The organism is Anaerocolumna sp. (assembly GCF_032079385.1).
Lineage (GTDB): Bacteria > Bacillota > Clostridia > Lachnospirales > Lachnospiraceae > Anaerocolumna.
In genome coordinates this window covers 60,455-84,537 of sequence record NZ_DAMAUC010000020.1, presented here as the reverse complement: position 1 = coordinate 84,537, position 24,083 = coordinate 60,455, and the positions used below count along the sequence as shown (strand labels likewise).

Annotated in this window: 22 protein-coding genes; 14 read left to right on the top strand and 8 right to left on the bottom strand. The window is 32.7% G+C overall.

Features of this window, described 5'->3' with window-relative positions; translation table 11 throughout:
- Positions 1-101: 101 nt before the first annotated feature.
- The 4 genes from RT261_RS15415 to RT261_RS15400 form a co-directional block, all read right to left on the bottom strand.
- Entirely contained in the window at positions 102-236 is a 135-nt protein-coding gene (locus tag RT261_RS15415; RefSeq protein WP_313133797.1) for a hypothetical protein, read from the bottom strand.
- 873 nt (positions 237-1,109) lie between these two features.
- The gene (locus RT261_RS15410; RefSeq protein WP_313133796.1) at positions 1,110-1,286 is read right to left on the bottom strand and encodes a hypothetical protein; all 177 of its coding nucleotides are present in this window, start codon (positions 1,284-1,286) and stop codon (positions 1,110-1,112) included.
- Positions 1,287-1,401: 115 nt separating this feature from the next.
- On the bottom strand, positions 1,402-1,980 hold the full coding sequence (locus RT261_RS15405; RefSeq protein ID WP_313133795.1) for an NUDIX hydrolase: 579 nt from the start codon (positions 1,978-1,980) through the stop codon (positions 1,402-1,404).
- 134 nt (positions 1,981-2,114) lie between these two features.
- Positions 2,115-2,288, bottom strand: a complete 174-nt coding sequence (locus RT261_RS15400; RefSeq protein ID WP_313133794.1) for a hypothetical protein — start codon at positions 2,286-2,288, stop codon at positions 2,115-2,117.
- A 550-nt stretch (positions 2,289-2,838) separates the two neighbouring features.
- Between RT261_RS15400 and RT261_RS15395 the strand changes: the two genes are divergently transcribed.
- From RT261_RS15395 to RT261_RS15375, 5 genes are all read left to right on the top strand, one after another.
- Complete coding sequence (locus RT261_RS15395; protein ID WP_313133793.1) at positions 2,839-3,912, top strand: siderophore ABC transporter substrate-binding protein; 1,074 nt, start codon at positions 2,839-2,841, stop codon at positions 3,910-3,912.
- A 26-nt stretch (positions 3,913-3,938) separates the two neighbouring features.
- Positions 3,939-4,952, top strand: coding sequence for an ABC transporter permease (locus RT261_RS15390; RefSeq protein WP_313133792.1), 1,014 nt, complete (start codon positions 3,939-3,941; stop codon positions 4,950-4,952).
- A complete protein-coding gene (locus RT261_RS15385) occupies positions 4,949-6,013 on the top strand; it encodes an iron chelate uptake ABC transporter family permease subunit (protein WP_313133791.1) in 1,065 nt (354 codons plus the stop codon). Before RT261_RS15390 ends, RT261_RS15385 begins: the two co-directional genes overlap by 4 nt.
- On the top strand, positions 6,010-6,762 hold the full coding sequence (locus RT261_RS15380) for an iron ABC transporter ATP-binding protein (RefSeq protein ID WP_313133790.1): 753 nt from the start codon (positions 6,010-6,012) through the stop codon (positions 6,760-6,762). The genes RT261_RS15385 and RT261_RS15380 overlap by 4 nt, the downstream gene beginning before the upstream one ends.
- 379 nt (positions 6,763-7,141) lie before the next feature.
- The gene (locus RT261_RS15375; protein ID WP_313133789.1) at positions 7,142-7,693 is read left to right on the top strand and encodes a TetR/AcrR family transcriptional regulator; all 552 of its coding nucleotides are present in this window, start codon (positions 7,142-7,144) and stop codon (positions 7,691-7,693) included.
- Positions 7,694-7,798: 105 nt separating this feature from the next.
- Here RT261_RS15375 and RT261_RS15370 read toward each other — a convergent pair whose 3' ends face one another.
- Positions 7,799-9,604: an FAD-dependent oxidoreductase gene (locus tag RT261_RS15370; protein ID WP_313133787.1), complete on the bottom strand. Its 1,806-nt coding sequence runs from the start codon at positions 9,602-9,604 to the stop codon at positions 7,799-7,801.
- A gap of 341 nt (positions 9,605-9,945) precedes the next feature.
- On the opposite strand from RT261_RS15370, the gene hcp reads away from it, so the two are divergent.
- The 3 genes from hcp to RT261_RS15355 all read left to right on the top strand — a co-directional run bounded on the left by hcp (position 9,946) and on the right by RT261_RS15355 (position 13,232).
- Positions 9,946-11,583 (top strand): hydroxylamine reductase, encoded by a 1,638-nt coding sequence (gene hcp / locus RT261_RS15365; RefSeq protein WP_313133786.1) that lies wholly within the window; start codon positions 9,946-9,948, stop codon positions 11,581-11,583.
- Positions 11,584-12,017: 434 nt separating this feature from the next.
- Positions 12,018-12,656: a hypothetical protein gene (locus RT261_RS15360; RefSeq protein ID WP_313133785.1), complete on the top strand. Its 639-nt coding sequence runs from the start codon at positions 12,018-12,020 to the stop codon at positions 12,654-12,656.
- 18 nt (positions 12,657-12,674) lie between these two features.
- Positions 12,675-13,232, top strand: a complete 558-nt coding sequence (locus RT261_RS15355) for a hemerythrin domain-containing protein (protein WP_313133783.1) — start codon at positions 12,675-12,677, stop codon at positions 13,230-13,232.
- 375 nt (positions 13,233-13,607) lie between these two features.
- Here the strand turns inward: RT261_RS15355 and RT261_RS15350 are convergent, their stop codons facing one another.
- Complete coding sequence (locus RT261_RS15350) at positions 13,608-14,555, bottom strand: GNAT family N-acetyltransferase (RefSeq protein ID WP_313133781.1); 948 nt, start codon at positions 14,553-14,555, stop codon at positions 13,608-13,610.
- A gap of 478 nt (positions 14,556-15,033) precedes the next feature.
- Here RT261_RS15350 and RT261_RS15345 point away from each other — a divergent pair, with 478 nt between their 5' ends.
- The 4 genes from RT261_RS15345 to RT261_RS15330 all read left to right on the top strand — a co-directional run bounded on the left by RT261_RS15345 (position 15,034) and on the right by RT261_RS15330 (position 19,883).
- Positions 15,034-15,291: a hypothetical protein gene (locus RT261_RS15345; protein WP_313133779.1), complete on the top strand. Its 258-nt coding sequence runs from the start codon at positions 15,034-15,036 to the stop codon at positions 15,289-15,291.
- A 171-nt stretch (positions 15,292-15,462) separates the two neighbouring features.
- Positions 15,463-16,137, top strand: coding sequence for an ABC transporter ATP-binding protein (locus RT261_RS15340; protein ID WP_313133777.1), 675 nt, complete (start codon positions 15,463-15,465; stop codon positions 16,135-16,137).
- Positions 16,134-18,587, top strand: coding sequence for an ABC transporter permease (locus RT261_RS15335; protein ID WP_313133775.1), 2,454 nt, complete (start codon positions 16,134-16,136; stop codon positions 18,585-18,587). Before RT261_RS15340 ends, RT261_RS15335 begins: the two co-directional genes overlap by 4 nt.
- A 225-nt stretch (positions 18,588-18,812) precedes the next feature.
- On the top strand, positions 18,813-19,883 hold the full coding sequence (locus tag RT261_RS15330) for a branched-chain amino acid aminotransferase (RefSeq protein WP_313133773.1): 1,071 nt from the start codon (positions 18,813-18,815) through the stop codon (positions 19,881-19,883).
- A gap of 52 nt (positions 19,884-19,935) precedes the next feature.
- On the opposite strand, the gene RT261_RS15325 is transcribed toward RT261_RS15330, so the two are convergent.
- Positions 19,936-20,868, bottom strand: a complete 933-nt coding sequence (locus RT261_RS15325) for an ATP-dependent DNA ligase (RefSeq protein WP_313133771.1) — start codon at positions 20,866-20,868, stop codon at positions 19,936-19,938.
- 679 nt (positions 20,869-21,547) lie between these two features.
- On the opposite strand from RT261_RS15325, the gene thpR reads away from it, so the two are divergent.
- The gene (thpR, locus tag RT261_RS15320) at positions 21,548-22,090 is read left to right on the top strand and encodes an RNA 2',3'-cyclic phosphodiesterase (protein WP_313133770.1); all 543 of its coding nucleotides are present in this window, start codon (positions 21,548-21,550) and stop codon (positions 22,088-22,090) included.
- A 2-nt stretch (positions 22,091-22,092) separates the two neighbouring features.
- Here thpR and RT261_RS15315 read toward each other — a convergent pair whose 3' ends face one another.
- Complete coding sequence (locus tag RT261_RS15315) at positions 22,093-22,647, bottom strand: DUF3877 family protein (RefSeq protein WP_313133768.1); 555 nt, start codon at positions 22,645-22,647, stop codon at positions 22,093-22,095.
- 327 nt (positions 22,648-22,974) lie between these two features.
- Between RT261_RS15315 and RT261_RS15310 the strand changes: the two genes are divergently transcribed.
- Positions 22,975-24,018, top strand: coding sequence for a Gfo/Idh/MocA family oxidoreductase (locus RT261_RS15310; protein ID WP_313133766.1), 1,044 nt, complete (start codon positions 22,975-22,977; stop codon positions 24,016-24,018).
- Positions 24,019-24,083 lie beyond the last annotated feature (65 nt).

Genomic DNA, 24,083 nt, shown 5'->3' with positions numbered 1-24,083 from the left:
ATACAAGTAAAATACACTCAATCTGTTATGCCAACAGTGGACTTGTGTCAATAACATAGACACAAAAAGTTTAACATCCTATGCAGCAGCTTCAAGTACTCCTAAATGGCTATGCAGAATAATACCTTTTGTATCTTCACGTTTATGCAGGCATTTTCTACTGCTTTAGCAGCTAATTCAGCTGTCATTGAAGTTCCATATGCATAGCCAATAATCTTTTTACTATAGAGATCCATTACTGAAGCAAGGCAAGTCCATCTGTCTTTTATGAATATAAGTAATGTCCGTACACCACTTTTGGTTAATACTAGATGCTTGAAAATCTCTATTTAAGATGTTATCTTTTTCTACTATACTCGATTTAGAAGAATGTGGTCGAAATTTTTTTACTACAATTGAGCGAAGCCCCATTGATGACATGTAACGCTGAACTCTTTTAAGACGAACCTTCTTACCGGTTTCTTTAAGATTTTTGGAGTGCCATATCAGGATTTACTTTCCGTATAAAATTTACGGATTTCTTCCTTCTCAGATACCTTAACTGAAGATAATTCTTTTATCCTTTATAAATCGTTACACCATACTCGCCACTGAGATAGCTTACTGAGCTACCTGATTGATAAAGATCAACTATCTGTTGTTTTAATTCTTCTGAATAACGGTTACCATTCTTGGACATTGTTTAACACACAATACATTGATGTCAATAGTAATGACGGACTAGACTGAGAATTTAAGAAATATTTTTCTATCACAAAGTACTATAAATCTTATAAAAAATCTACCTATTTCAATATACAGCTTTGCCCTTCATAAACTAAATTGACCATAGAGAGTGGGGGATATTGTATATTGCTAGTGACTTTGAGAAATTCGCTAATGGTTCTTATACGATAGAAATCGCGCCAATATTAAAAAATTGAGATGTTTGACGAGGCACAGCCGAGGAGTTCTCAATTTTTAAATATGCTTTAAGCGATTCCTATCGTATTAGAACCATCGAATTTCTATATGGAACAAGCAATATACAATATCCCCTACTCTCTATGGTATGAATACCCCATATTGGGCAAAGCGTACTATTGTTAATAACCCAAATTTTTATAATGTTACTTCATTTCGCGTATTGGTATTTCTTGTGGAATGTCTGGTGTTGCATTGGAACGGTTGGGTTGTTCCAGCTCTCGGGAATATACATCACCATTTTTGGTTGCGGAATCTGGAGTTTCATCGTTTGTTTCGGGTCTTTTTGTGGGAGCACCTTTGGTATCATTAAATTTACTCATATTTAACACTCCTTTCGAGGATAGTATTTCTAGGGTGTTGTGTAAATATTCGTAATTGGGTTATGAGAGGGTGTTTGATCTCCGAAATATTAAGAAATAGAATTAGTTAATGTGGTTAAATGTTAGTTTTATTGGCAAACTTATGTGCGAAAGAAATTAGTTTGTTGTATAAGTAAACATCACCTTCATCAAAATATTTCTGTGTGAATTTATTAATTGGAAACCATTCTACGCCGCTGTTTTCTTCGGTACAAATACGTACTTCACTTTTTTCGTCTGCTATAAGGATATATGCAATAGATAGATGCAGGTGGGCATTTACATATTTAGAATTTTTAATGTGACCAAATACGGGGAGGATGTCAATGGAGGCTATATTATCTGTTAATGGATGTATATCAATGATGCCTGTTTCTTCCTTAGCCTCTTTTAGTGAAACATGTAGCAAATCTTCGTCACCATCGGCGTGTCCACCTGTCCAGGACCAGACTTTTCGTATATTATGGTGTACTAACAATGCTTTATCCAAGTTCTTATTCATAATAAATCCGGAGCTGGTTATATGAGCTATTTCATTATCTCTGAGTAAAACATTATTTTCGAAATGTTTTATATAGTTTAAGATGACTTTTTTATCTTGTTCCTCTTGTGCATTAGCAGGGGTATAAGTTTCTATTAACTTTATGTACTTCATATTGGTTCTTTCCTCCTTAATTCGTAATAATATAATATCTAATTTTATGTAATCAATAGGAAATTGTTCTTTTGGATTCTCATTTCAAACAATAAACTTTTAAACTATGGAGAAAGAGTTTACGTGTGATATATTTATTTAACCTCATCAGGGAAGTGGCTTGCCTGTTCGTATTTATCTATTACTTCAGCACAACAAGAGCTCCAGGGAACTGAACCTAAAGGGAGAAGTACTTTTCCAGAAAGTCTCTTATAAAATTCCACAGCCTCAATTGCGTTCTTAATGTATAACGTTGCTTCTAGTATCACCTAAATATTTCCCCCTATTGTATAAATTTGCTTCATACCAGCTTTCATTGTTATATTAAAAATTTTACTACATTTCTTGTCATACTTCCATACAACTTTGTAATCTTTTTAATAAGTTTGGGAATTGGATGAAGGAAAGTCATATAGATGAGCGTAAAAGGGAAGAAGCAGAAGAGGTAAAAATTTCTAAAAGGGGGTATTAGTTTGATTCAAATTGAAGAAGCATAAGAACGCTGTATGGCCGTCAATCAGGAGATAATTCCTTTGGTTGACGGTTTTTAAAAATAATAAGATGCAAATCAATAAAATCGAAAAGGCAGGAAAAAATCGAAAAGCAAAGAAAAAAACAGTTGACAATATTTTTTGTTTTGATATAATAAACAAAGATATTGAAATTGATAATCATTGTCATAATGTTTGTATTGTTTCTGTGCACTATAGTGAAATAGTGATAATTACTATTAAATCAGGCATTAAAATATAACATAGATATTAATTTCATCAATTCAATAATCTATTATCTACCATGATTACATATAAGGAGAGATTTATGAGAAAATCAAAATTTTTTAAATTAACTGTTATTTTAGCAACTTTTGCTTTGGTACTGGCAGCTTGCTCAAAACCAAGTAATGATACTGTTGACCCTGATATGAATAAGCCAGCAAATCCTACTGAAGCGGTTGAAAGTGAAGAAACTGCTGGAACTGAAGAGACTGCTGAAAGTGAGAAAGCTTTAACGGTTGAAATCACAGATATCTATGGAACTGTTACTGTTCCCGTAAATCCAAAGAATGTAGTTGCTTTGGATAATAGAACTTTTGAAACTTTATCTGATTGGGGAATTGAATTAGCAGCTGTTCCAAAGGCTGTAATGCCTGCAGATTCACCATATGTAGCTGATGATTCAGTTCAAGATATTGGAAATCATCGTGAACCAAATCTTGAAATTTTGGCAGCGGTAGATCCTGAACTTGTAATTGTTGGTCAAAGATTTGCCAGCTTTTATGAAGAGATAAAAGCATTAGTACCAAATGCAGCTGTTATTAATCTTAATTTTGATGTTTCTGAGGAAGCGGCTGCACCTGGAGAAAATTTAGTAAATGGACTTAAGAATTCTACAATCAGTTTAGGGAAAATTTTTGATAAAAATAAAGAGGCTGAACAATTAGTAGCTGATTTTGATCAAGCTATTGAAAATGCTAAGTCTGCATATAATGGAACGGATACAGTTATGAGTGTTGTAGTTTCCGGTGGAGATATAGGTTTTTCAGCACCGCATTCTGGACGTGTTTGGGGACCAATGTATGAAATTTTTGGATGGACTCCGGCATTAGAAGTTGATGGTTCTTCTTCCGATCATCAAGGTGATGATATTTCTGTTGAAGCTATTGCACAAAGTAATCCGGATTGGATTTTCGTACTAGATCGTGATGCTGCAGTATCTTCTACAACGGATGCGGTTCCTGCTCAGGATGTTATTGATAATTCACCTGCTCTTAAAAATACAACTGCTGTTACTAAAGGACAGATCGTTTATGCACCAAATGATACTTATACTAATGAATCAATACAAACCTATCTAGAGTTATTTGAAAATCTTGCAAATACTTTAGCTAAATAGTAAGTAGTATAAAGGAGTATAGTATAGTGCCAAAAGATACAATACAAAAATTGGTTGGGGCTGAGATTTCTCAGCCCCAACGTTATAATCATAATAAAATATGGACAAAACCCTTTATATTAGCAATTATTGTTGTTATTATTTTAGGTATTATATCATTGTTTACTGGAGTTTATGATATAAAAGGGCAGGAAGATGGAATAAATATGTTTTTCATTACTCGTGTTCCAAGAACAGCTTCACTAATGCTTACTGGAGCTGCAATGTCAATGTCAGGCCTGGTAATGCAATTGATTACACAGAATCGTTTAGTTGAGTCTACTACAACAGGAACTATTGAGTGGGCAGGTTTGGGACTTGTCTTTGTTTATTTGTTTTTTCCTGCACCAACTTTAGTTCAAAGAATGACTGGGGCAATCGTTTTTTCTTTTATAGGAACGATGATTTTCTTTATGTTTTTAAAAAGAGTTAAACTTCGTTCGTCTTTGATTGTTCCGATTATAGGAATGATGCTTGGAGCAGTTATTTCTGCAATTTCCACTTTTATTGGACTTGTTTTTCAAATGACACAAAATATTGAAACCTGGTTTGTAGGATCTTTTGCATCGGTTCAAATCGGAAGATACGAATATTTGTGGTTAATTGTTATCGTTACTTTTCTTATTTTTGTCTATGCGGATAAGTTGACTTTAGCTGGACTAGGGGAAGATGTCACAACAAGTCTTGGATTAAGTTATAATAAGATTGTTCTTCTTGGTACTGGTCTTATTTCTTTTGCGGTTGGAATTGTTGCAGCGGTTATTGGAAACTTACCTTTTTTAGGTTTAATTGTACCAAATATTGTTTCAATGTATAGGGGCGATGATCTAAGGAGTAATTTGCCTTGGGTATGTGTGTTAGGAATGGGTACTATAACTGTTTGCGATATAATTTCCCGGACAATTATTATGCCTTTTGAAGTACCTGTCTCATTGATTCTTGGAACAGTAGGTTCAGTTGTATTTATTGTTATTTTATTAAGACAAAGGAGACAAAGATGAAGGGATTAGAATATAGTAATAATGTAAATGATGGAATTATATCTAGTCTTCATAATGAAAATAGATCAGCTAGAGCTTTTCGTTCTAAGAAAGAAGAAAAACGCTATTGGATTTTGCTCATAGCACTGATTGCTTTGGGCATCCTTTTTTCCTACGGACTCTTGGTTTATAACAATCCAGTTCCAGTAGATTCCCCCTCTTTTATCCCAGTTGCTAGAAGAAGGATGGTAGCCCTTGTTACAATGATTATTGCTGTAATTTGTCAGAGTTTGTCGACTGTGGCTTTCCAATCAATTACGAATAATAGGGTTATCACTCCATCGCTTTTAGGTTTTGAAGCACTTTACTCAACAATTCATACGAGTACAATGTTCTTCTTTGGTGCCAGTGCATTCATAAGTTTTAGAGGTATTGGATCGTTTGTATTTCAAGTTGTTATTATGGTCTTAATGTGTTTGATACTTTATGGATGGCTGCTTTCTGGAAAGTATGGAAATTTACAACTTATGCTTTTGGTTGGAGTGATTATTGGAACAGGGCTGAGGTCTTTGTCAACTTTTATGAGAAGACTTCTTGCGCCGTCTGAGTTTGATATTTTACAGGCAAAATTGTTTGGCTCTGTTAATAATGCGGCCTCTGAATATTTTCCTATTGCAATTCCAATTGTAATAGTTGCAGCAGTACTTATTCTTGTTTATTCTAAGAAATTAAATGTATTGTCACTTGGAAGAGATGTCTGTACTTCTTTGGGAGTAAATCATCAATCAAACATAATTTATACACTTATATTAATTTCCATTCTGATGTCAATTTCAACGGCGTTGGTTGGTCCACTTACTTTCTATGGATTTTTAGTTGCGACTTTGAGCTATCAAGTGGTGCCAACTTATGATCACAGATATGTTTTTCCAATGTCTCTTGCAATAGGATTTTTGATAATAACGGGTGCATACTTTTTTATGTATCATGTATTCAACGCACAAGGTGTAGTTTCAGTTATTATTGAAATGTTTGGTGGAATAACATTTTTAATTGTACTTTTAAGGAAGGGAACATTATGATAACAATTGATAATGCAAAAAAAGTGTATACTGATGAGGTAAAAATAGGACCTTTGAATATTAACATACCCAAAGCTGGTCTTACTTCTTTAATTGGGCCAAATGGTGCTGGAAAGTCTACCACCCTTTTGATGATTGGAAGACTTTTAAATATGGATGAAGGCCATATTAGGGTGGCGAATATGGATATTTCTGAATGTAAATCAGAAGATTTAGCAAAAAATTTAACTATTTTACGACAAGAAAACCATTTTGTAACCAGGCTTACTGTTAGACAATTAGCTGGATTTGGACGTTTTCCCCATTCCAAGGGAAGATTAACGAAAGAGGATGAGGTCATCATTTCTAAATATATCGATTTTTTAGGCTTGACTGATCTAGAAAATAGATATTTAGATGAGCTTTCTGGTGGACAAAGGCAAAGGGCATATGTAGCAATGGTTTTGTGCCAAGAGACGGAATATGTACTTTTGGACGAGCCCCTGAACAATCTTGATGTTGCTCGTTCTGTGCAAATGATGGAGCATTTGAGACATGTTGCTAATGAATTTGGAAGAACAATTCTGATGGTTCTTCATGATATAAATTTTGCAGCCAAATATTCTGATAGAATTTGTGCCATGAAAGATGGACAAATTGCTGCTTTTGGGACAGTGGAAGAGATTATGGATTCAGAAGTTTTGACAGACATATTTGAAACAAAAATAGAAATTATCGAAGGTCCTTATGGGCCAATAGCAATTTATTAGTTGTGCCAGATACTGATTTAACCTCATCAGGGAAAGGGACCTGCCTGGTTTAGCAAGGAGTTCAAACTCTTGATGAAGCCGCCACGTAGTGGCAATGAGGTTAGAGCCGTAGCGTAAGCGTTAACTTGTCTGTAGGCAAGTTTATCCGCTTTGACATAATATAGTAGAATGGATTGATACATACCTGTCAGGTCAAAAGAATTGTTTGGGAATGCAGGCTGAAAAATGCATATAATATTTTATAAAGATATGAAAGGATTAGACTTTCATATCTTTTTTAAATGATTAAAGATTCCTTAAATTGAAAAAATAGTGTATAATAGAATAGAAATAAAAAAATGGCATAGCAAAAGAGCTTTACAAGGCAGGGATGTGTATAATGAATTCAAATAAAATTATTATAATAGAAAAAGCAGCAGAAATATTTTCACAAAAAGGTTATTTTGGAACAGGCATAAATGAAATTGTAAAAAGTGCACAGATTCCAAAAGGCTCATTTTATTATTATTTTCCAGATGGTAAAGAACAATTAGTAATAGAAACTTTATGGTATTCATACAACAATATGATGAAAAGCATAAAAGAAGACTTTTTTAAAAATGCACAAACCGCCTCAGAGTTATTTATTAATATGATTAATAGACTGGAAATGATTGTTGATAAGAAGTATTTAGAGTCTTTAACAATAACGCTAATTGGAATAGAGACCAGTCAATCTAATAGCCGAATAAATCTTGAAGTTCAAAAAATTTATGAAACTTGGCAAAATGAGTATGAACAAATGCTGATAGAATTCGGTTTAAGTAAAGAAGAGGCCAGTCAATACCGAATTTTTTATTTTTCAATCATTCATGGATCATTAATATCATCTTACATTAAACATAATAATGAAGACCTTAAAATAGTAAAAAACATAATTCAAAATATCTAATACTATATAGATTCAGTTATATTAAGTGTAACCTTATTGAGAAGAACAAATAGTATATTGGAACAATTGTATCTTCTCAATAAGCTAACTACTCTATTTCTATTTTTATTCCTTAACAGCTTCTATACCAGCATTATAACCAGTAGTTAGGGAAAATCCAAAAAGGGCGCCTGGTGCATAAATGTCACCTAATGCTCCTCCAATTACCTCCCCTGCAGCAAATAAACCACTAATTGGCTCACCATCTACGTTCATAACTTGCATATTATCATTAACTTGTAACCCACCTAGTGTAGCGTAATATCTCAAGCTCATCTCAACAGCGTAATAAGGTCCACTTTCTGATAATTTACTACTTACTTTCCGTCCAAATTCCGTATCTTCTCCGGCATCAATAAAACCATTATAGGTTTCAACCGTAGCTTTTAAGCTATCCGTATTCATATTTAAAGTTGTAGCTAAATCCTCTAAAGATTCATCTTTTACAAAAACAGGATCTACTGAGGCATTGTTGTTTACCCATTCTTGTGCTTGTTCTTTTGTGAAATTATGTGAATCTACAGCTATTTCAATATATTTATTATAAGTTTCTTCGTCCATAATTAAATATGAATGTTCGTTTTGCAGCATTTTCTTATTAATTAAATATGCATCATCATTTTCCTTTACGAATCTAACTCCATCTTGAGAAACTAGTATAGCACCTGTATTTGCATATACAAAATTACAAGCCTGGAATGTATGCTGTCCGCGGCCATTTTCTAATTTAATACTATGTGGTTGAATATTTATTTTATCCATATTTATAGTTGCTGCGTTTACCGCCTTGGTCATTTCTAATGCATCACCAGTTGATCCAGCAGCACCTGCATATGGTAAAACTTTAACATTTTCAGATATTAAATCTGAATTCGCTCCGTATCCACCAGTAGCTAAAACTACAGAGGAAGCTTTAATTATATAATCTTCTGTTTTACCCTCTGCTTTAACACCAATGACAGCACCATTCTCGACGATCAATTCAGTAGCTTTTGTATCCAATTTGAGCTCTGCATTATTTGCTTTTAATTTGTTGACTAATTCATTAATTACACCGTTACCCATACCTTCTGGACTAGCAATACGTTCAGCATTATATACAGGAGCCTTACTTAGTTCATCAGAATATTTTAGATTTCCTCCATCCGGACTATTTGCCCAGTTAACAGCATTTGGTATACTATTTACAAACATTCTAAGTGTATTAGAATCATTGGAGTTACGTCCATTTTTCATCAAATCATCATATAATAAATCGGCACTATCTTCGATATTCAATGACTTTTGTAAATCAGAACCCGTCACTAATGTTCCACCTCCGGCAGTAGCCGAAGCTCCACCAGGAATACTCATTTTTTCTAACACTAATACTTTAGAGCCACCTTGTAATGCAACATTTGCAGTAGTTAATCCAGCAACCCCAGACCCTACCACTACTACATCATAGTTTAATTCCACTACCTGTTTTTTTCCCTTTTCAACTTCAACAAATAGCTTGTTGATATCTTTCGTTGATGGAGTCAGAGCATTTTTCATTGCTTCAACAAATCCATTTGTAGTGTAAGTAGCACCAGATACAACATCTATTTCCAAGGACTGTTTTGATATAACCTCCTCAGTTAATGTTTTAAGTGCTACCTCACCAATGCTTTCAGTCTCATTTGAAGATATTATATTTATTTCAGTAATTGAATTATCATCTACTGTTACAGATAACTTGATTTCGTCTGCGAAGCCTTTCGCGCTGCCTTCATATGTACCTGCTTTAAATAGTGTCTCCGTTCCTTGTTCTGGTTCTGGTGTATTCTTTCCTTTTGAACAACCAGTAAATAGTAATGTCATACTTAAGATAATTAATAAAAGTTTTTTCATTTCTATTCTCCTTCTTTTAATAGACGACCGTCTAGTATAATGTATCATCTTGTAATTACTTTGTCAATATTTTGTCAAAGTTTTTTCCTTATAGGGGGAAGTTCTTCACTTTCCATAAAGGGTATTAATAAACCACACCATTTTCATGGCATGGCAAAGAGAGGATATGAATTATAAAATATTTTTTAATTCGTAACATATGTTACAGAAATTCTAATTCAATTATTATAATATAATGACATCGGTTAAAACAACTTAGACAAAAAAGATTTCATTTTAAAGAATGAAGCAACCAAGTTAAAAATCAATAAATTATAAATATATAATTGGAGGGTAAGTAAATGGAAAACAAAATGTTTTGTTATCAATGTCAGGAAACAGCAGGGTGTACCGGATGTACAAAATTCGGTGTCTGTGGTAAGTCACCGGACCTTGCAAGAATGCAGGATTTATTAATCTATGTTACAAAGGGACTTTCTGAAGTGACTACACGACTTAGAGCAGAAGGACAGACCATTGGAACGGATGTTAATTATCTTGTAACTTTAAACTTGTTTACAACGATTACTAATGCCAACTTTGACGACAAGGTATTCTATGACAGGGTAAGAATGACTCTTAATGTAAAGAGAGATTTATTACAAAAATTAAGTAATAAAACAGATTTACCGGATGCAGCAATCTGGGAAGCTGTTACAGAGGAAGAATTCGATGCAAAATCTGTAACAGTTGGTGTTTTAAGAACTGAAAATGAAGACGTTAGAAGCTTAAGAGAGCTAATCACCTATGGATTAAAAGGTTTAGCTGCTTATGTAAAACATGCAAATGCATTATCATTTGAGAATGAAGAAGTATGTTCATTTATGCAAAGTGCTTTAGCTAAAACATTAGATGATAGCTTAACCGCTGATGAATTAGTAGCTTTGACATTAGAAACCGGTAAATTCGGTGTGGACGGTATGGCTTTACTAGATGAAGCAAATACAACTTCTTATGGTAATCCGGAAATCACTAAAGTTAATATTGGTGTTGGCAAAAACCCTGGTATTTTAATCTCCGGCCATGATCTAAAAGATTTAGAGCAATTGTTGGAACAAACACAGGGCACAGGGGTAGATGTTTATACTCACTCCGAAATGCTTCCGGCTCATTATTACCCAGCATTTAAGAAATATAGCAACTTCGTAGGTAACTATGGTAATGCCTGGTGGAAACAAAACGAAGAATTTGCTTCCTTTAACGGACCAATCCTTATGACTACAAACTGTATTGTTCCACCAAAGGATAGCTACAAAGATAGATTATATACGACTGGTGCAGCTGGATTTGTAGGATGTAAACATATTCCTGGAAGTACTGGTGATAAGAAAGATTTCTCTGAAATCATCGAACATGCTAAGAAATGTGCTGCTCCAACTGAAATTGAAACCGGAGAAATCGTTGGTGGATTTGCACATAATCAGGTATTTGAATTAGCTGGCGCAGTAGTAGATGCTGTAAAATCCGGAGCTATTAAGAAATTCTTTGTTATGGCAGGCTGTGACGGAAGAGCGAAATCAAGAAATTACTACACTGATTTTGCAAAAGCATTGCCACAAGATACCGTAATCCTAACCGCCGGATGTGCAAAATACAAATACAATAAACTTCCTTTAGGGGATATTGGCGGAATACCAAGAGTATTGGATGCAGGACAATGTAATGACTCTTACTCTCTAGTACTAATTGCTCTTAAATTAAAAGAAGTTTTTGGCTTAGAAGATGTAAATGATCTTCCAATTGCATACAACATTGCATGGTATGAGCAAAAGGCAGTTATCGTCCTACTTTCTCTATTATATTTAGGAGTTAAGAATATCCACTTAGGACCAACGTTACCAGCTTTCCTTTCTCCAAATGTAGCTAAAGTATTAGTTGAGAACTTCGGAATTGCCGGAATTGGAACAGTAGAAGATGACTTAAAATTATTCATGGCATAATTCTAAATTCTAAGATGCACAATTTTAAAATATAGAACTTAGGTATTACACAATATATCTCGAGGGATATAAAAACAATATCCCTTGAGATTATGAAATAGTAAAAAGCAAGTATTATTGAAATGATAAAGCAAGTATTATTGAAATGATAAAATAGTACTTTAAAATGATAAAACAGTATTTAAAATAATAAAACAGTACTTCGAAATAGTAAAACGTTATTTTGAGATAATAAAATAGTACTTCGAAATAATAAAATGTTATTTTGAGATAATAAAACAGTATTTCGAAATAATGAAATAGTACTTCGAAATAATAAAACAGTACTTCAAGATAATAAAGCAGTACTTTGAAATAAACAGGATTGTTTACGACAACAATCATAGCCGGTGAAGATATAATTTACCGGTTATGTTCACATATAAGGAGGTAACATGAGCGCTTTTCTTGGCCCAATTCATTATTGGTTATACAATAAAATAAAATTACAAAACAACATGGTGGAAGCAGTCATTCTATTTGCTGAAAATAAAAACGTAAGTAATGATTTAAGTAGTAAGTTGGATAATCAATATGGAACCATTGATTTAAGACCATTGGAAGAACAAATAGACATTTCCAATATACATGGCTGGCTTCAGGAATGTGTGTCAACAGTGGAATATAGACTGGCTTATGCAGTTACCACCTTATTAAAAAAAGATTCTCAGAAAAAAGAAGATTCTGAGAATAGTTCCAAGAACTTGGAAGAACTAAAAGAAATATTTAGAACACTGGGAGAAAAAGAATCCGGCCTAAATAAAGATGCTACTGTATCAGAAGCATATAAATGCTTAAATGATACCCTTCTTGATGGAATGCCCTGTGATCATGCTAATGTTCTGGTTTCACAAGAAGATCATGAAATCGTATGGAAACGCAGTCTATGCGTACATGAGAGGTATTGGTCAGAAGTTGGCGGAGAAATTAATAATTACTATATTTTGAGAGAAGAATATATTAAAGGATTATTAGCCCAAGCTAATATTACTTTTGAGAAACTTGATGAGACGACTAGCAGAATAGCAAAATAGAAAGAAGGTGGATAACCAATGAACAGTATTGATTTAATGGTTGAAGAACATAAATACGCATCCCGTATGTTAAAAGTAATCCGCAGTGCCTGCTATACTATATTTCAGGGCAAAGAAATTGATTATGTGGATTTTGGTAAAATGATTGATTTTGTTCGCAGCTATATTGACAAACATCACCACGGCAAGGAAGAAAAGCTTTTATTTAAAGAGATGCAAACTCATCTTGGAAAAATAGCGGATAATCTTATTACCCATGGAATGTTGGTGGAACATGATCTGGGCAGGTTGTATATGTCCGATTTGGAGGCAGCTTTAGAAAGAGTAAAAAATGGCGATGAAGAAAGCAAACTGGACGTCATTAGCAATGCTGTAGGTTATACCCATCTTTTAACCCGTCATATTGCGAAGGAAGACGAAGTTGTATATAGCTTTGGCGCTAAAAACTTGCCGGGTGAAATCTTAGATGAAATAAATAAAAAAACGGAAGCTTTTGAACAAGAAGCGAATGAAAAAGGGACCCAGGCATATTATAAAACTATGCTGGAAGAGCTAGAAACTAAATATTGCTCGTAAAATTCCATTTTATTAATAACCTGTAATTTTAATAAAGTATAAAATACACAAATCCTAATAATTAACAATGAGAAGTTTATAAATACCCCTTAGAGCAATAAAAACTGTTTAATGAAAACTATTATATTAAAACACAAAATAAATAACACTTCCCCTTTAAATAAAATATATTTATGTATTTAAAAACACCACAACTGGTAAATGGTATTTACTAAAAGATATAACTCCTTGCTGATTTATCGTAAAATGAATTGTTTAAATCAATTCATTATAAATCGGTAAGGAGTTATATGTATAAAGCGATAGTGGTTGAATAAATCTGTTAAGAACATTTATTAAGCTTTCCAACCTGTTAAAATATTGGATCCTGTTTAACTATATAAACATATCAGGAATTGCTTTTTCATCAATCCTGCGTACTACGCCGTTTGTGTATGCTGTAAAATGTTTCAGCCAAAAACCATAGGCGGTTGGATTAAAACTTTCAAAGTCTACACCCAGGCGGGTATAACCATCATTTCCCAAAGCCGCAATCATAAAATTCAATAGACTCTGGATGGCACCGCTGCCTCTATATTCAGGTAAACAGAAAGCACCACAAATATTCTGCATATCTGGATATGAAGTTGCAAAATTTTCGGCATTATCTGTTACTTCTAAAAAGGCTATAATTGAAGTATTATGTTTCGCAATAAATACTCGTGAATTTTGATTTTCTTCCTGGGTAAGTTCCAAATCTTGTGATATAGTTTTCATAAAACATGGACTTTCGGCCATATGTGCACTCAGTTCCCGGTGAAGTGTTGTGATTTCTTTAATATCCGCTTTTTTTAGTTCGCAATATGCAAAGTCAGAATTGATTTTTTCTTGTAATTTTTCCATTGGACGAATTGCATCAACGCAACGTAACCCAAACCCATATGTAAAAAAGGCATTTATTGCTTGTGTATCATGGGCATATAAACCGATGGAATGACTGCTGATACCGGAATTTACCCATTTTTTAGCAGCTGACTGATAAAGGCGCTTATAGATTTTTCCTCTATTTTCATAAATAGCTCCATGAGCATGAATAGGTGAAAAGGTACCTCTTGCATATGTTGTAAAAGCATTGTCCCAAGGTCTATAGCAACACAAGAAACCAACCATTTTATTACCCTCAAATGCAGAAACACCTAAGTCATTTTCCACAAATTCGGCTAAGTCAGGCAAAACATCAAATGCGGGAAGTATAGGTACAAAGTTTCGTTCTTCTTCATAGTTTTCCTTTGCAATTTTAAGTGCTTCTTCTATGTGCTCCTGTGTAAAATCTGTTATTATCATTATTTATTCTACCTTCCTTTTTCCACTTTCTATTACACAAAAATATCTTCCTTCATATATCTAAATATAAATTAATCTTTTTTGTTTTAAATTTCATTTATTGAATTCGATTATCCTCCAGAACTTTTATAGCAGTTATTTTAATATAACACTTTAAATATAACACTAATTCCCATAAATTCAAGATATACGTTAAATCATCCGCCTGCCAATAAAGTAACCAATAAAGTAATGCCCTTCCATCAGCGGCGTGCTTATATAATTTGCGAGCAATTGCTGAAAAATATAGTACCTTATTTAGAATTTATTCAATAATAATACGATTACTAAATGTTAAATTTTTATGATTATCTTTCTTAGAATCTCCTTCCCCACAGATAAATACCAGCTTTATTATATCATAGTTTGTACAGAGTATAACGTTATAGGTTAAATAATTTCGGAAGTTACTATGACAATCCAGAATTTATTTTGTCGAATGAAACTAGTTGATGAAAGAAGAAAATATGGATATAATAGTAAAAAATGTGATAAAAAACATGCTATAAGTTATTCGAATATACATATAGGTATTCAAGAAAATGATTTTAAAGGAGATATAACTTTTGGTAATGTTAATTTCGCATATAAAGACAAGAGTGTCTTAAATAATTTTGGGGCATTAAACGGTAAAGTGACTAATATAGTTGGAGCAAGTGAATCTGACAAAACCACGCTTACTAATCTATTTTTGTGATTTTGAGATATCAATTCAGGGGTAATAACTATTAATGGAATCAGCATCATGAAATCATTCAAAGATAATATGTCCTTCAATTACTTTTCGTAAATATCCCCAGTAGTGTATAATGATTGCAGTTCAAATTTTAAGAAAGGAAAGTATGTTATTTAGATTACATATAGAATAATGATGTTAGATGTAGCTAATTTAAAAAAATATTATAATGGTGATCAAAATGTTATAAAAGCAGTTGATAAAGTAGATTTTGCTGTTGGGAAAAAACAATTTGTATGTATTATAGGAAAATCCGGTAGTGGGAAAAGTACATTACTTAATCTATTGGCAGGGGTTGAATTACCCACCGAGGGAGAAGTAAATATTAACGGAATCAATATATACAAATTAAGTAAGGATGATTTAACCAAGTTTCGTAGAAGACATATAGGATTTATATTTCAAAATTTCAATTTACTTCCAATACTTAACGTGATGGAGAATATTATATTGCCCCTCTCCCTTGATAATAAAATACCGGATGCAGTGTATTTAAAACAAATGATTGAACTATTGGCAATTGAAGATAAAGTCAATGAATTCCCGGGTACACTTTCGGGAGGACAGCAACAAAGAGTAGCAATTGCCAGGGCGTTGGTCACCAAACCGACCATTTTGTTTGCGGATGAACCGACCGGTAATTTAGATAAGAAGACAGGGGAGGAGGTAATTTCCTTATTACAGAGTGTTGCAAAACAGCTAGGCCAAACCATCGTTATGGTAACGCATGATTTAGATATAGCTAACAAAGCAGATCGAGTCATTACATTAGAAGATGGTAAAATAATAGGGGATAGAATTTTATGAGAATAGATAAGAATCCCAAACGTGTTTTAAGAAAACTTACCCAGAGATATCTAAAGAATAATCGATTACTGAATTTATTTGCAATATCAGGGATTGTACTGACATGCATCCTATTTACCTGTGTATTCAATGTGGTTTTATCTGTAAATGACTCGATCAAATCACAAATGATTGACGAGATTGGCTGCAGTGATAGTGGGAGTTTCGATTACCTTACATTAAATCAAGTGGAGAAATTAAAACAGAACAAGAAAATTCAATCCAGTCATTTAATTTATAGTTTGGGAGTTATAGAAAATAAAAAATTAAATAAAAACTTTACTGCTACTACTTATTATTTTTCCCCCGAGCATTTTAAAGAATATAAAAATCTAAAAATGAGTAGTATGGAAGGAAAATACCCAGAGAATAGTAATGAGGTCATGTTAAGTACTACCGTGTTAAAACAATTAAGTATCGAACCTATTATTGGGACAGAGATAGATTTAAAAATTGCATTTCAAGAGCATGTACTTGATAAAAAGTTTATTTTGTCCGGGGTCTATGAGTATAATAAATTTGAAGATATACAATTAATGTTTGTATCAGATGATTTCATAAATACTACCAATATATATGAAAATAAAGCCATATACTTTCTATTCGTCAATCTAAAGCATAATATTAACTTAGCAGAAAAATTTATAGATATAATGATAGAAAGCGGTTATAACAATAATGAAAATGACAGGATAGAATATACAATCAACCCTGTATACAGTAAACATATGTTTCTGGAAAATGGAACATTTGTTGTTGTATTCTTATTTATTTTGTTTATTGTGTTATCAGGATACTTGCTCATATTTAATGTATTTAACATATCAATTCTCAATCATATTAAATTTTATGGACAATTGAAATCAATCGGATTTACGTCGAAGCAAATAAAAGCATTTATTATAAAACAAGGTTTGTATCTTACCGGGATAGCTTTACCAATCGGATTCTTTTTTGGGTACTTGATAGGAAATATATTATTACCGATTCTTATGAAAATAACTGAAATTGATGTTCAAATCAGCATGAATATATATATATTTATATTCGCAGGTGTATTTACGGTAATTACAGTATATCTTAGTTTACTGACCCCTGCCAAACGTGCAAATAAAATGTCATCAACAGAAGCTATAAATATGAATGGAGTAAAAAAAAGAAGAAGATTTGATATCAGTAAAAAGCTCCATATTCATAACCTAGCACTGCTTAATCTCCTAAGAAATCCAAAACAATTTCTGATAATTATTATTTCTTTGTCACTAATGCCTATAATTCTTAATTTGATGATTACTTTTGTTTGTGGTTTTGATTATGATAGCTATATGAGTCGTTTTGTAAGTTCTGATTTTATTGCTGCTCACGTTAACTATTTTAAGTCAGAATATGATGGTAACAGTGTAGTAGATGAAGAGTTTATAAAGTATATAGATACGATTGATATCAAGGAAGCAGGAACAATTTACTGTGATAAATCTTATGGTAGAATCGTTGATTCGAATGGCTTTGAACGTGTAAAAGAAGATATATTTCATACACAATATAGGAATATAGATTATGATATCGATCTTTATGGCTATGATGACTTCCTGCTTTCTAAATTTGAAGTGATCCATGGAGAACTGAACAAGGATGTACTAAAATCAGGTACTTCTATCATTGAAATAATAGAAGTGGATGACTATAACAAGCCAGATTTGAGTACGATGAGGTTTAAAGTAGGAGATCATATTGATGTGTATTATGATAATCACTTTGTCAAAACATATACAGTAGTTGCACAAGTTAAGAAGATTAGCAATTTTGCAGAATTGAATGGTACTTTAGAATTTATTGCTAGATTGGCATTATCTAGTGAAGAATACTTAAAGATAGCTCCGACACCGCATAAAATGAGTTATATCTTTAATGTCCCAGATTCTAAGCTAAGAGAGATTCATTCAAAATTAATGGAATATGTGAAGAATGAAAATGAATCTATGAGATTTAAATCTAAGTTAGAGTTTGAAAAACAATATGAAGAGGCGAAAAATGCATTTCTAATTCCAGGGGTATTTTGTGCAATCTTAGTGGGCCTTATTGGAATCATTAATTATATTAATGTATTCATTACCAGTATATTAAGTAGAAAAGATGAACTTATTATATTAGATAAAATAGGGATGATAGGCTCGCAACGTAAAACGATGCTGATATTGGAAGGAGTCTTTTATACCCTGGTTAGTTCAATAACATTTGTTATAGTGAGTAGTATTGTTAATCTCAGTGCTCTAAAATATGTAATGGATCAGCTGTGGCTAACCAAGTATCAGTTTAATTATTTTTCATTATTCCTTTGTATACCTATTTATCTTATCATATCTATCGTAACTCCACTTATTATTGATAAAGTGGTAATGAAAAAGGGATAGATGTATTATTTAGTGTTACCATTATGGTGGTATCTCTGATACCGATTTTTGAATTACCAGGAAGTGAATCTTATCTTCCATAATTAACAGTAAAAGTATAAATGTTTATAATTATTATATACTTTCCCTAACAAAACACTTGAAAAATAAGAAAAGGAAGATTAATATAGTAACTATATAAAAAAATGTGAATGATTATGTACTTTAGAAAGAAGGATGAAAACCATGTTAGATATTAGAATTGAGAGAACAAGTACACCAAAGGAACTTCCAAAAGCAGATAATCCATTAAAGTTTGGTACCATATTTACGGACCATATGTTTTTAATGAATTATGAGACAGAAAAAGGATGGCATGATGCAAGAATCGTTCCGTATCAATCTCTTTGTTTAGATCCATCTGCTATGGTATTTCATTATGGACAGGAAATGTTTGAAGGCTTAAAGGCCTACAAAGCAGAAGATGGAAGAACGTTATTATTCCGTCCTGACAAAAATATTGAAAGAGCAAATCAGTCTAATCGAAGACTTTGCATTCCAGAGATTCCGGAAGAAGACTTTCTTGACGCATTAAAAGCAATTGTTAAAATGGATGAAGCATGGATTCCCAGCAAACCCGGAACCTCTTTGTACATAAGACCATTTGTTATTGCAACAGATCCTTTCTTAGGTGTAAGACCTTCTGATACATATTTATTTATCGTTATCTTATCACCGGTTGGAGCTTATTATCCAGAAGGGTTGGATCCGGTAAAGATTTGGATTGAAGATGAATATGTAAGGGCTGTAAGAGGCGGTATCGGAGAAGCAAAAACAGGCGGCAACTATGTGGCTTCCTTGAAATCTCAGGTGAAAGCCCACAAGGAGGGTTACTCCCAGGTATTATGGCTGGATGGTGTAGAACGTAAATACATTGAAGAAGTAGGTGCAATGAATATCTTCTTTAAAATTGACGGAACTGTTGTTACACCTCAGTTAAATGGAAGTATCTTGCCGGGTGTAACCAGGAATTCTGTTATTAATCTTTGCAAAGCATGGGGCTTACCGGTAGAAGAAAGAAGAATTTCCATTGATGAAATATATGAAGCTCATAAAAGTGGTAAATTGGAAGAAATATTCGGAACAGGTACGGCAGCCGTAATTTCACCTGTAAAAGAATTAAGATGGGAAGATCATATTATGGAAGTTGGAAATGGCCAAATCGGTGAATACAGCCAAAAATTCTATGATACCATTACCGGACTTCAGTTAGGAAAAATTCAGGATACTTTTAACTGGACAATTGAAGTAAAATAAGTTTAATGAATAAAAACGGTTTAAATCGTAATGGATTAAGCCGTTTTTATTTTTAATTAATTTCCTGACAGTCAAAGGTAGTTTTATCTTTCCTAAACCCTTTTAATACAGGCTGTCCAGATGGTCCTTTTTTATCAGGCATATATTCTATCACACAAACTAATTCAGGTTTTAGCCACACTGCTTCTCGACCTCTGGAAGGAGTTAAACGGAATGGAGAAGAATCAATCTTCTTTACATTGTATTCTAACGTAAAGTCTGAGGGGACTCCCAAACTTACTTGTCCTTTATAAAGTAATTCCGTACCGCGATATTGGCCTAATATGAGACTTGTAATACCATTTTCCTTTCGGATATATCCGCAGACTACAAAATTCCTATTGATCAAATTCTTAAATTTAATCCAGTCCGTTGTCTCTGTATCAAAGTAATATTTACTGTCTTTCTCTTTGCCTACTACACCCTCTAGGTTTTGCCATTTTGTAAAATTATATAATTCGATTCCATGTTCACATACATATCTGGATACAGCTAATTTTGCATCTTCATTTATCACTTCTTCTAATATCTCTTTTCGCCGCAGCAGAGGTAAATCAGTTATCTTCTTATTATTAAGATACAGGATATCATAAGCAACATAACTGGCAGGATATTGTCTGGCAGCAAGCTCAATTTTAAATTTATCGTCCAAATGCATTCTTCTTTGCATTTCAAAAAAGTCAGGAACGCCATTTTTAAGTATCACTAATTCACCATCCAGAATACATTTTCCTTTAGTAAAAACATGAATATTGGATAGTTCAGGATAATAAGGAAGCAATGCATTACTTTCTTTATTTCTTAAATCGGTGGATGTTTCGTTGAGATAAGCAATACATCTTATACCGTCTAATTTTAATTCATAAATGTAGTCTGGCGAATTAAAAGGTTCTTCCGTAACTTTTATTAACATTGGTTTTATAGATTTGGATTCAAATAGGTCCATTATATAATCTCCACCTTTTATCATAGTTACTTATTACAAACTCTTTGTATTTTTTCATAAGAAAAGTTTTTAACTTAGTATAAGCTTATTAGAATAATATTATTTATTTTTCAAATCTTAATGTATATTGTAATGGCATAGTTGCCATGGTATTATGAGGAGAAATAGATGTAATTATCAGATATACAAGCTTATTAGATAGACAAGCTATCAGGTAGACAAGATATCAAAAGATAAGCTTATCAGATAGACAAGCTATCGGGAAGACAAGCTTATCATGTAGACAAGATATCAAAAGACAAGCTTATCAGATAGACAAGCTATCAGGTAGACAAGCTATCAGGTAGACAAGCTTATCATGTAGACAAGATATCAAAAGATAAGCTTATCAGATAGACAAGGTTATCAAGTAGATAAGCTATCAATAGATAAGCTTATTAGATAGACAAACTTATCAGATAGATAAGATTAGTGGATAGACAAAATTTAGAGAATGGAAAGTTAGTTAGATAGACAAATTTGTTAGATAAGTAAAAGTAATGGATAGGCAAGACTAGTTAGCTAAACAAGTTAGATTTAGCCATACCTAATAGAGTGCCATGCTTAACAGAGAAACATATTTGCAGTATAATCAGCATACCGCATAATAGAGAATAAAATAATCAGAGGAGATTAGACCATGAGACTATTTATTGCGATTAGTTTTACACCTGAAATTAAATCCAATCTATTTAAGATAACTCAATATATGAAGCAGAATTCTATAAAAGGAAATTTTACTAAAAAGGATAATTTTCATCTTACAATAGCCTTTATAGGTGAAAGCAATGCTATAAAAGATATACAAAATGCAATGAATAGAGCAATAGAACAACCAGAGGTTAAGCCCTTTACTTTGTCTATTGAAGGCTTAGGAAAATTTAATCATAGAGAAGGGAATATTTTCTGGGCAGGAATAAAGAATAGCCCTCTATTATCTCAATTAAATAAAGCTATTGTTAAAGAATTAAGAAATAGTGGATTTACTATTGAAGATAGAGAATATAAGCCACATCTTACCTTAGGAAGAAAAGTTATGTTTAAGAATACTTTTGATATAAATGAATTTGAAAAAACCATTCCTCCAATGGAGATGGCTGTTAATAGAGTGAGCCTTATGAAGTCAGAAACCATCGGAGGACAATTAATATATACAGAAATTTATCATTGTAATTTGATATAATTTTATTCTTCCATAATTTTATTAAAACTGTAATCCAGCAGACGGTGGTAATATCCACCCATTTCATCAAAAGAGAAGCAATATTTGAATCTGTCAATATTACTGTCTTTAAAATAAATCACATATTGAAATTCAGAATTATTCATTTCTTCACATGTAAATTCGTTGGAATAATGGCTAAATATAGTAAGAACATCATCCAGTGTAAAGTTATGAGACTTAACCATTTGAATTAATTCTTTTAAAAAAGTATTGTTTTGATTATGACTGTATATATAAGCAATACCTTCCTTAGGTACTGAGAATTTAAATCTGCCTTTCTCCAATGAGATTTTGATATTATATAAACGTGGATTAACATAAGCAATAAATTCCTGCAAATAATCCAGGCATTGAGAATTGTCTAAATAATCTTTTTGTAATAGATAATTAAGCAGGTCAAGATCATAATAAATACTTAATGCTTCCTCAGAATTGTATCCTAATTTTAAAATTCCTTCATAAATTGTTGTTTCTATATTCTTTTCTAATTCTTTAAAACCTAGTTCTTTCTTCATAAAATGCTCCTTTGATGCATTTGCCGAAATAGTAAATAGGATTCCAGCATCTTTTATATACAATTTTTATTCATTTCTTCAGGAGGCAACTTTTCTAAAATCAACATTATTTTAGCCCCTTTCATAATAGCTTAATTTACAAAATATTTCAAGAGTACCAACAACATACCCTAATAAAATCAATAACATACTTTAATAAAGTTATATAAAGGATATATGAATAAAATTGAAATATTATATGATACAATAGAGAAGTACATAAATAAATCAAAGCAGGATCATTTCATAGTTAGAAGCAGAAATAGCCATATAAAAAGGAGAAATTCAATGGTAAAAAAAATTAATGTAGGTATTGCAGGTTTTGGCATGTCAGGTCAAATATTTCAGGCTGCTTTTCTTCATACAAATAATCATTATAATATAGAAAAGGTATTTGAAAGAAAGTCCTCAAAATCAAAGGAACTGTATCCTTATGTTAACGTGGTAAGAACATTTGAGGAATTACTAACAGAAGATATTGACTTGATTGTTATATCAACCCCAAATAAATTTCATTATTCCATGGCAAAGCAGGCATTAGAAGCCGGTAAGAATGTAATTGTTGAAAAGCCTCTATGCATTTATCCCCAGGAAGCAGAGGAATTGATTCAGATAGCCAAAGAAAAGGAAGTCCTATTAAGTGTTTATCAAAACAGAAGATGGGATGGAGGGTTTGTAACTGCTAAAAGGTTAATAGAAGAAGGAAGGCTAGGAGAGGTTGTAGATTACGAAGCACATTTTGACAGGTTCGTAAAAGGTGCCAGTGCAAAAAAGTGGAAAGAAACCGGCGAAGTGGGTGTAGGCGTTATGTATGATTTGGGTGTTCATCTTATTGATCAGGCTGTGTGCCTGTTTGGAATGCCTGGGGAAGTATATGCAGATATCCGCTCTCAAAGGGAGGAAACTTTAGGTGATGATAATTTTCAAGTGTATCTATATTATAATAAGATGAAGGCGGTTTTATCTGCAAGCCAGATGGTAAAGGAAGCAGGACCCCATATTGCGGTACATGGTACGAAGGGTTCTTACGTAAAATACGGAATGGATGTACAGGAGGAAAAATTAAAAGCCGGTGAATTACCCGTTGGAAATGATTGGGGAAAGGATAGGGAAGAAAATTGGGGTATATTGAATACGGAAGCAGATGGCGTTAATTATCGGGAGAGAATAGAGACAGAAATAGGTAATTACCACGAATTCTATAATAATATTTATGGTGTATTAGCAGGAAAAGAGGAACTGGCAGTAAAGCCGGAACAGGTTAAAGATGTATTACGCATTATAAGGGCGGCTGTGGAAAGTGCAGAAAAAGGACGTAGAATTAAGTTATAATCAGGAATGATTCGGTTTTAATTGCATAAAATTATAGAAATATAGGAAAGGGTTGCTGCAAAATA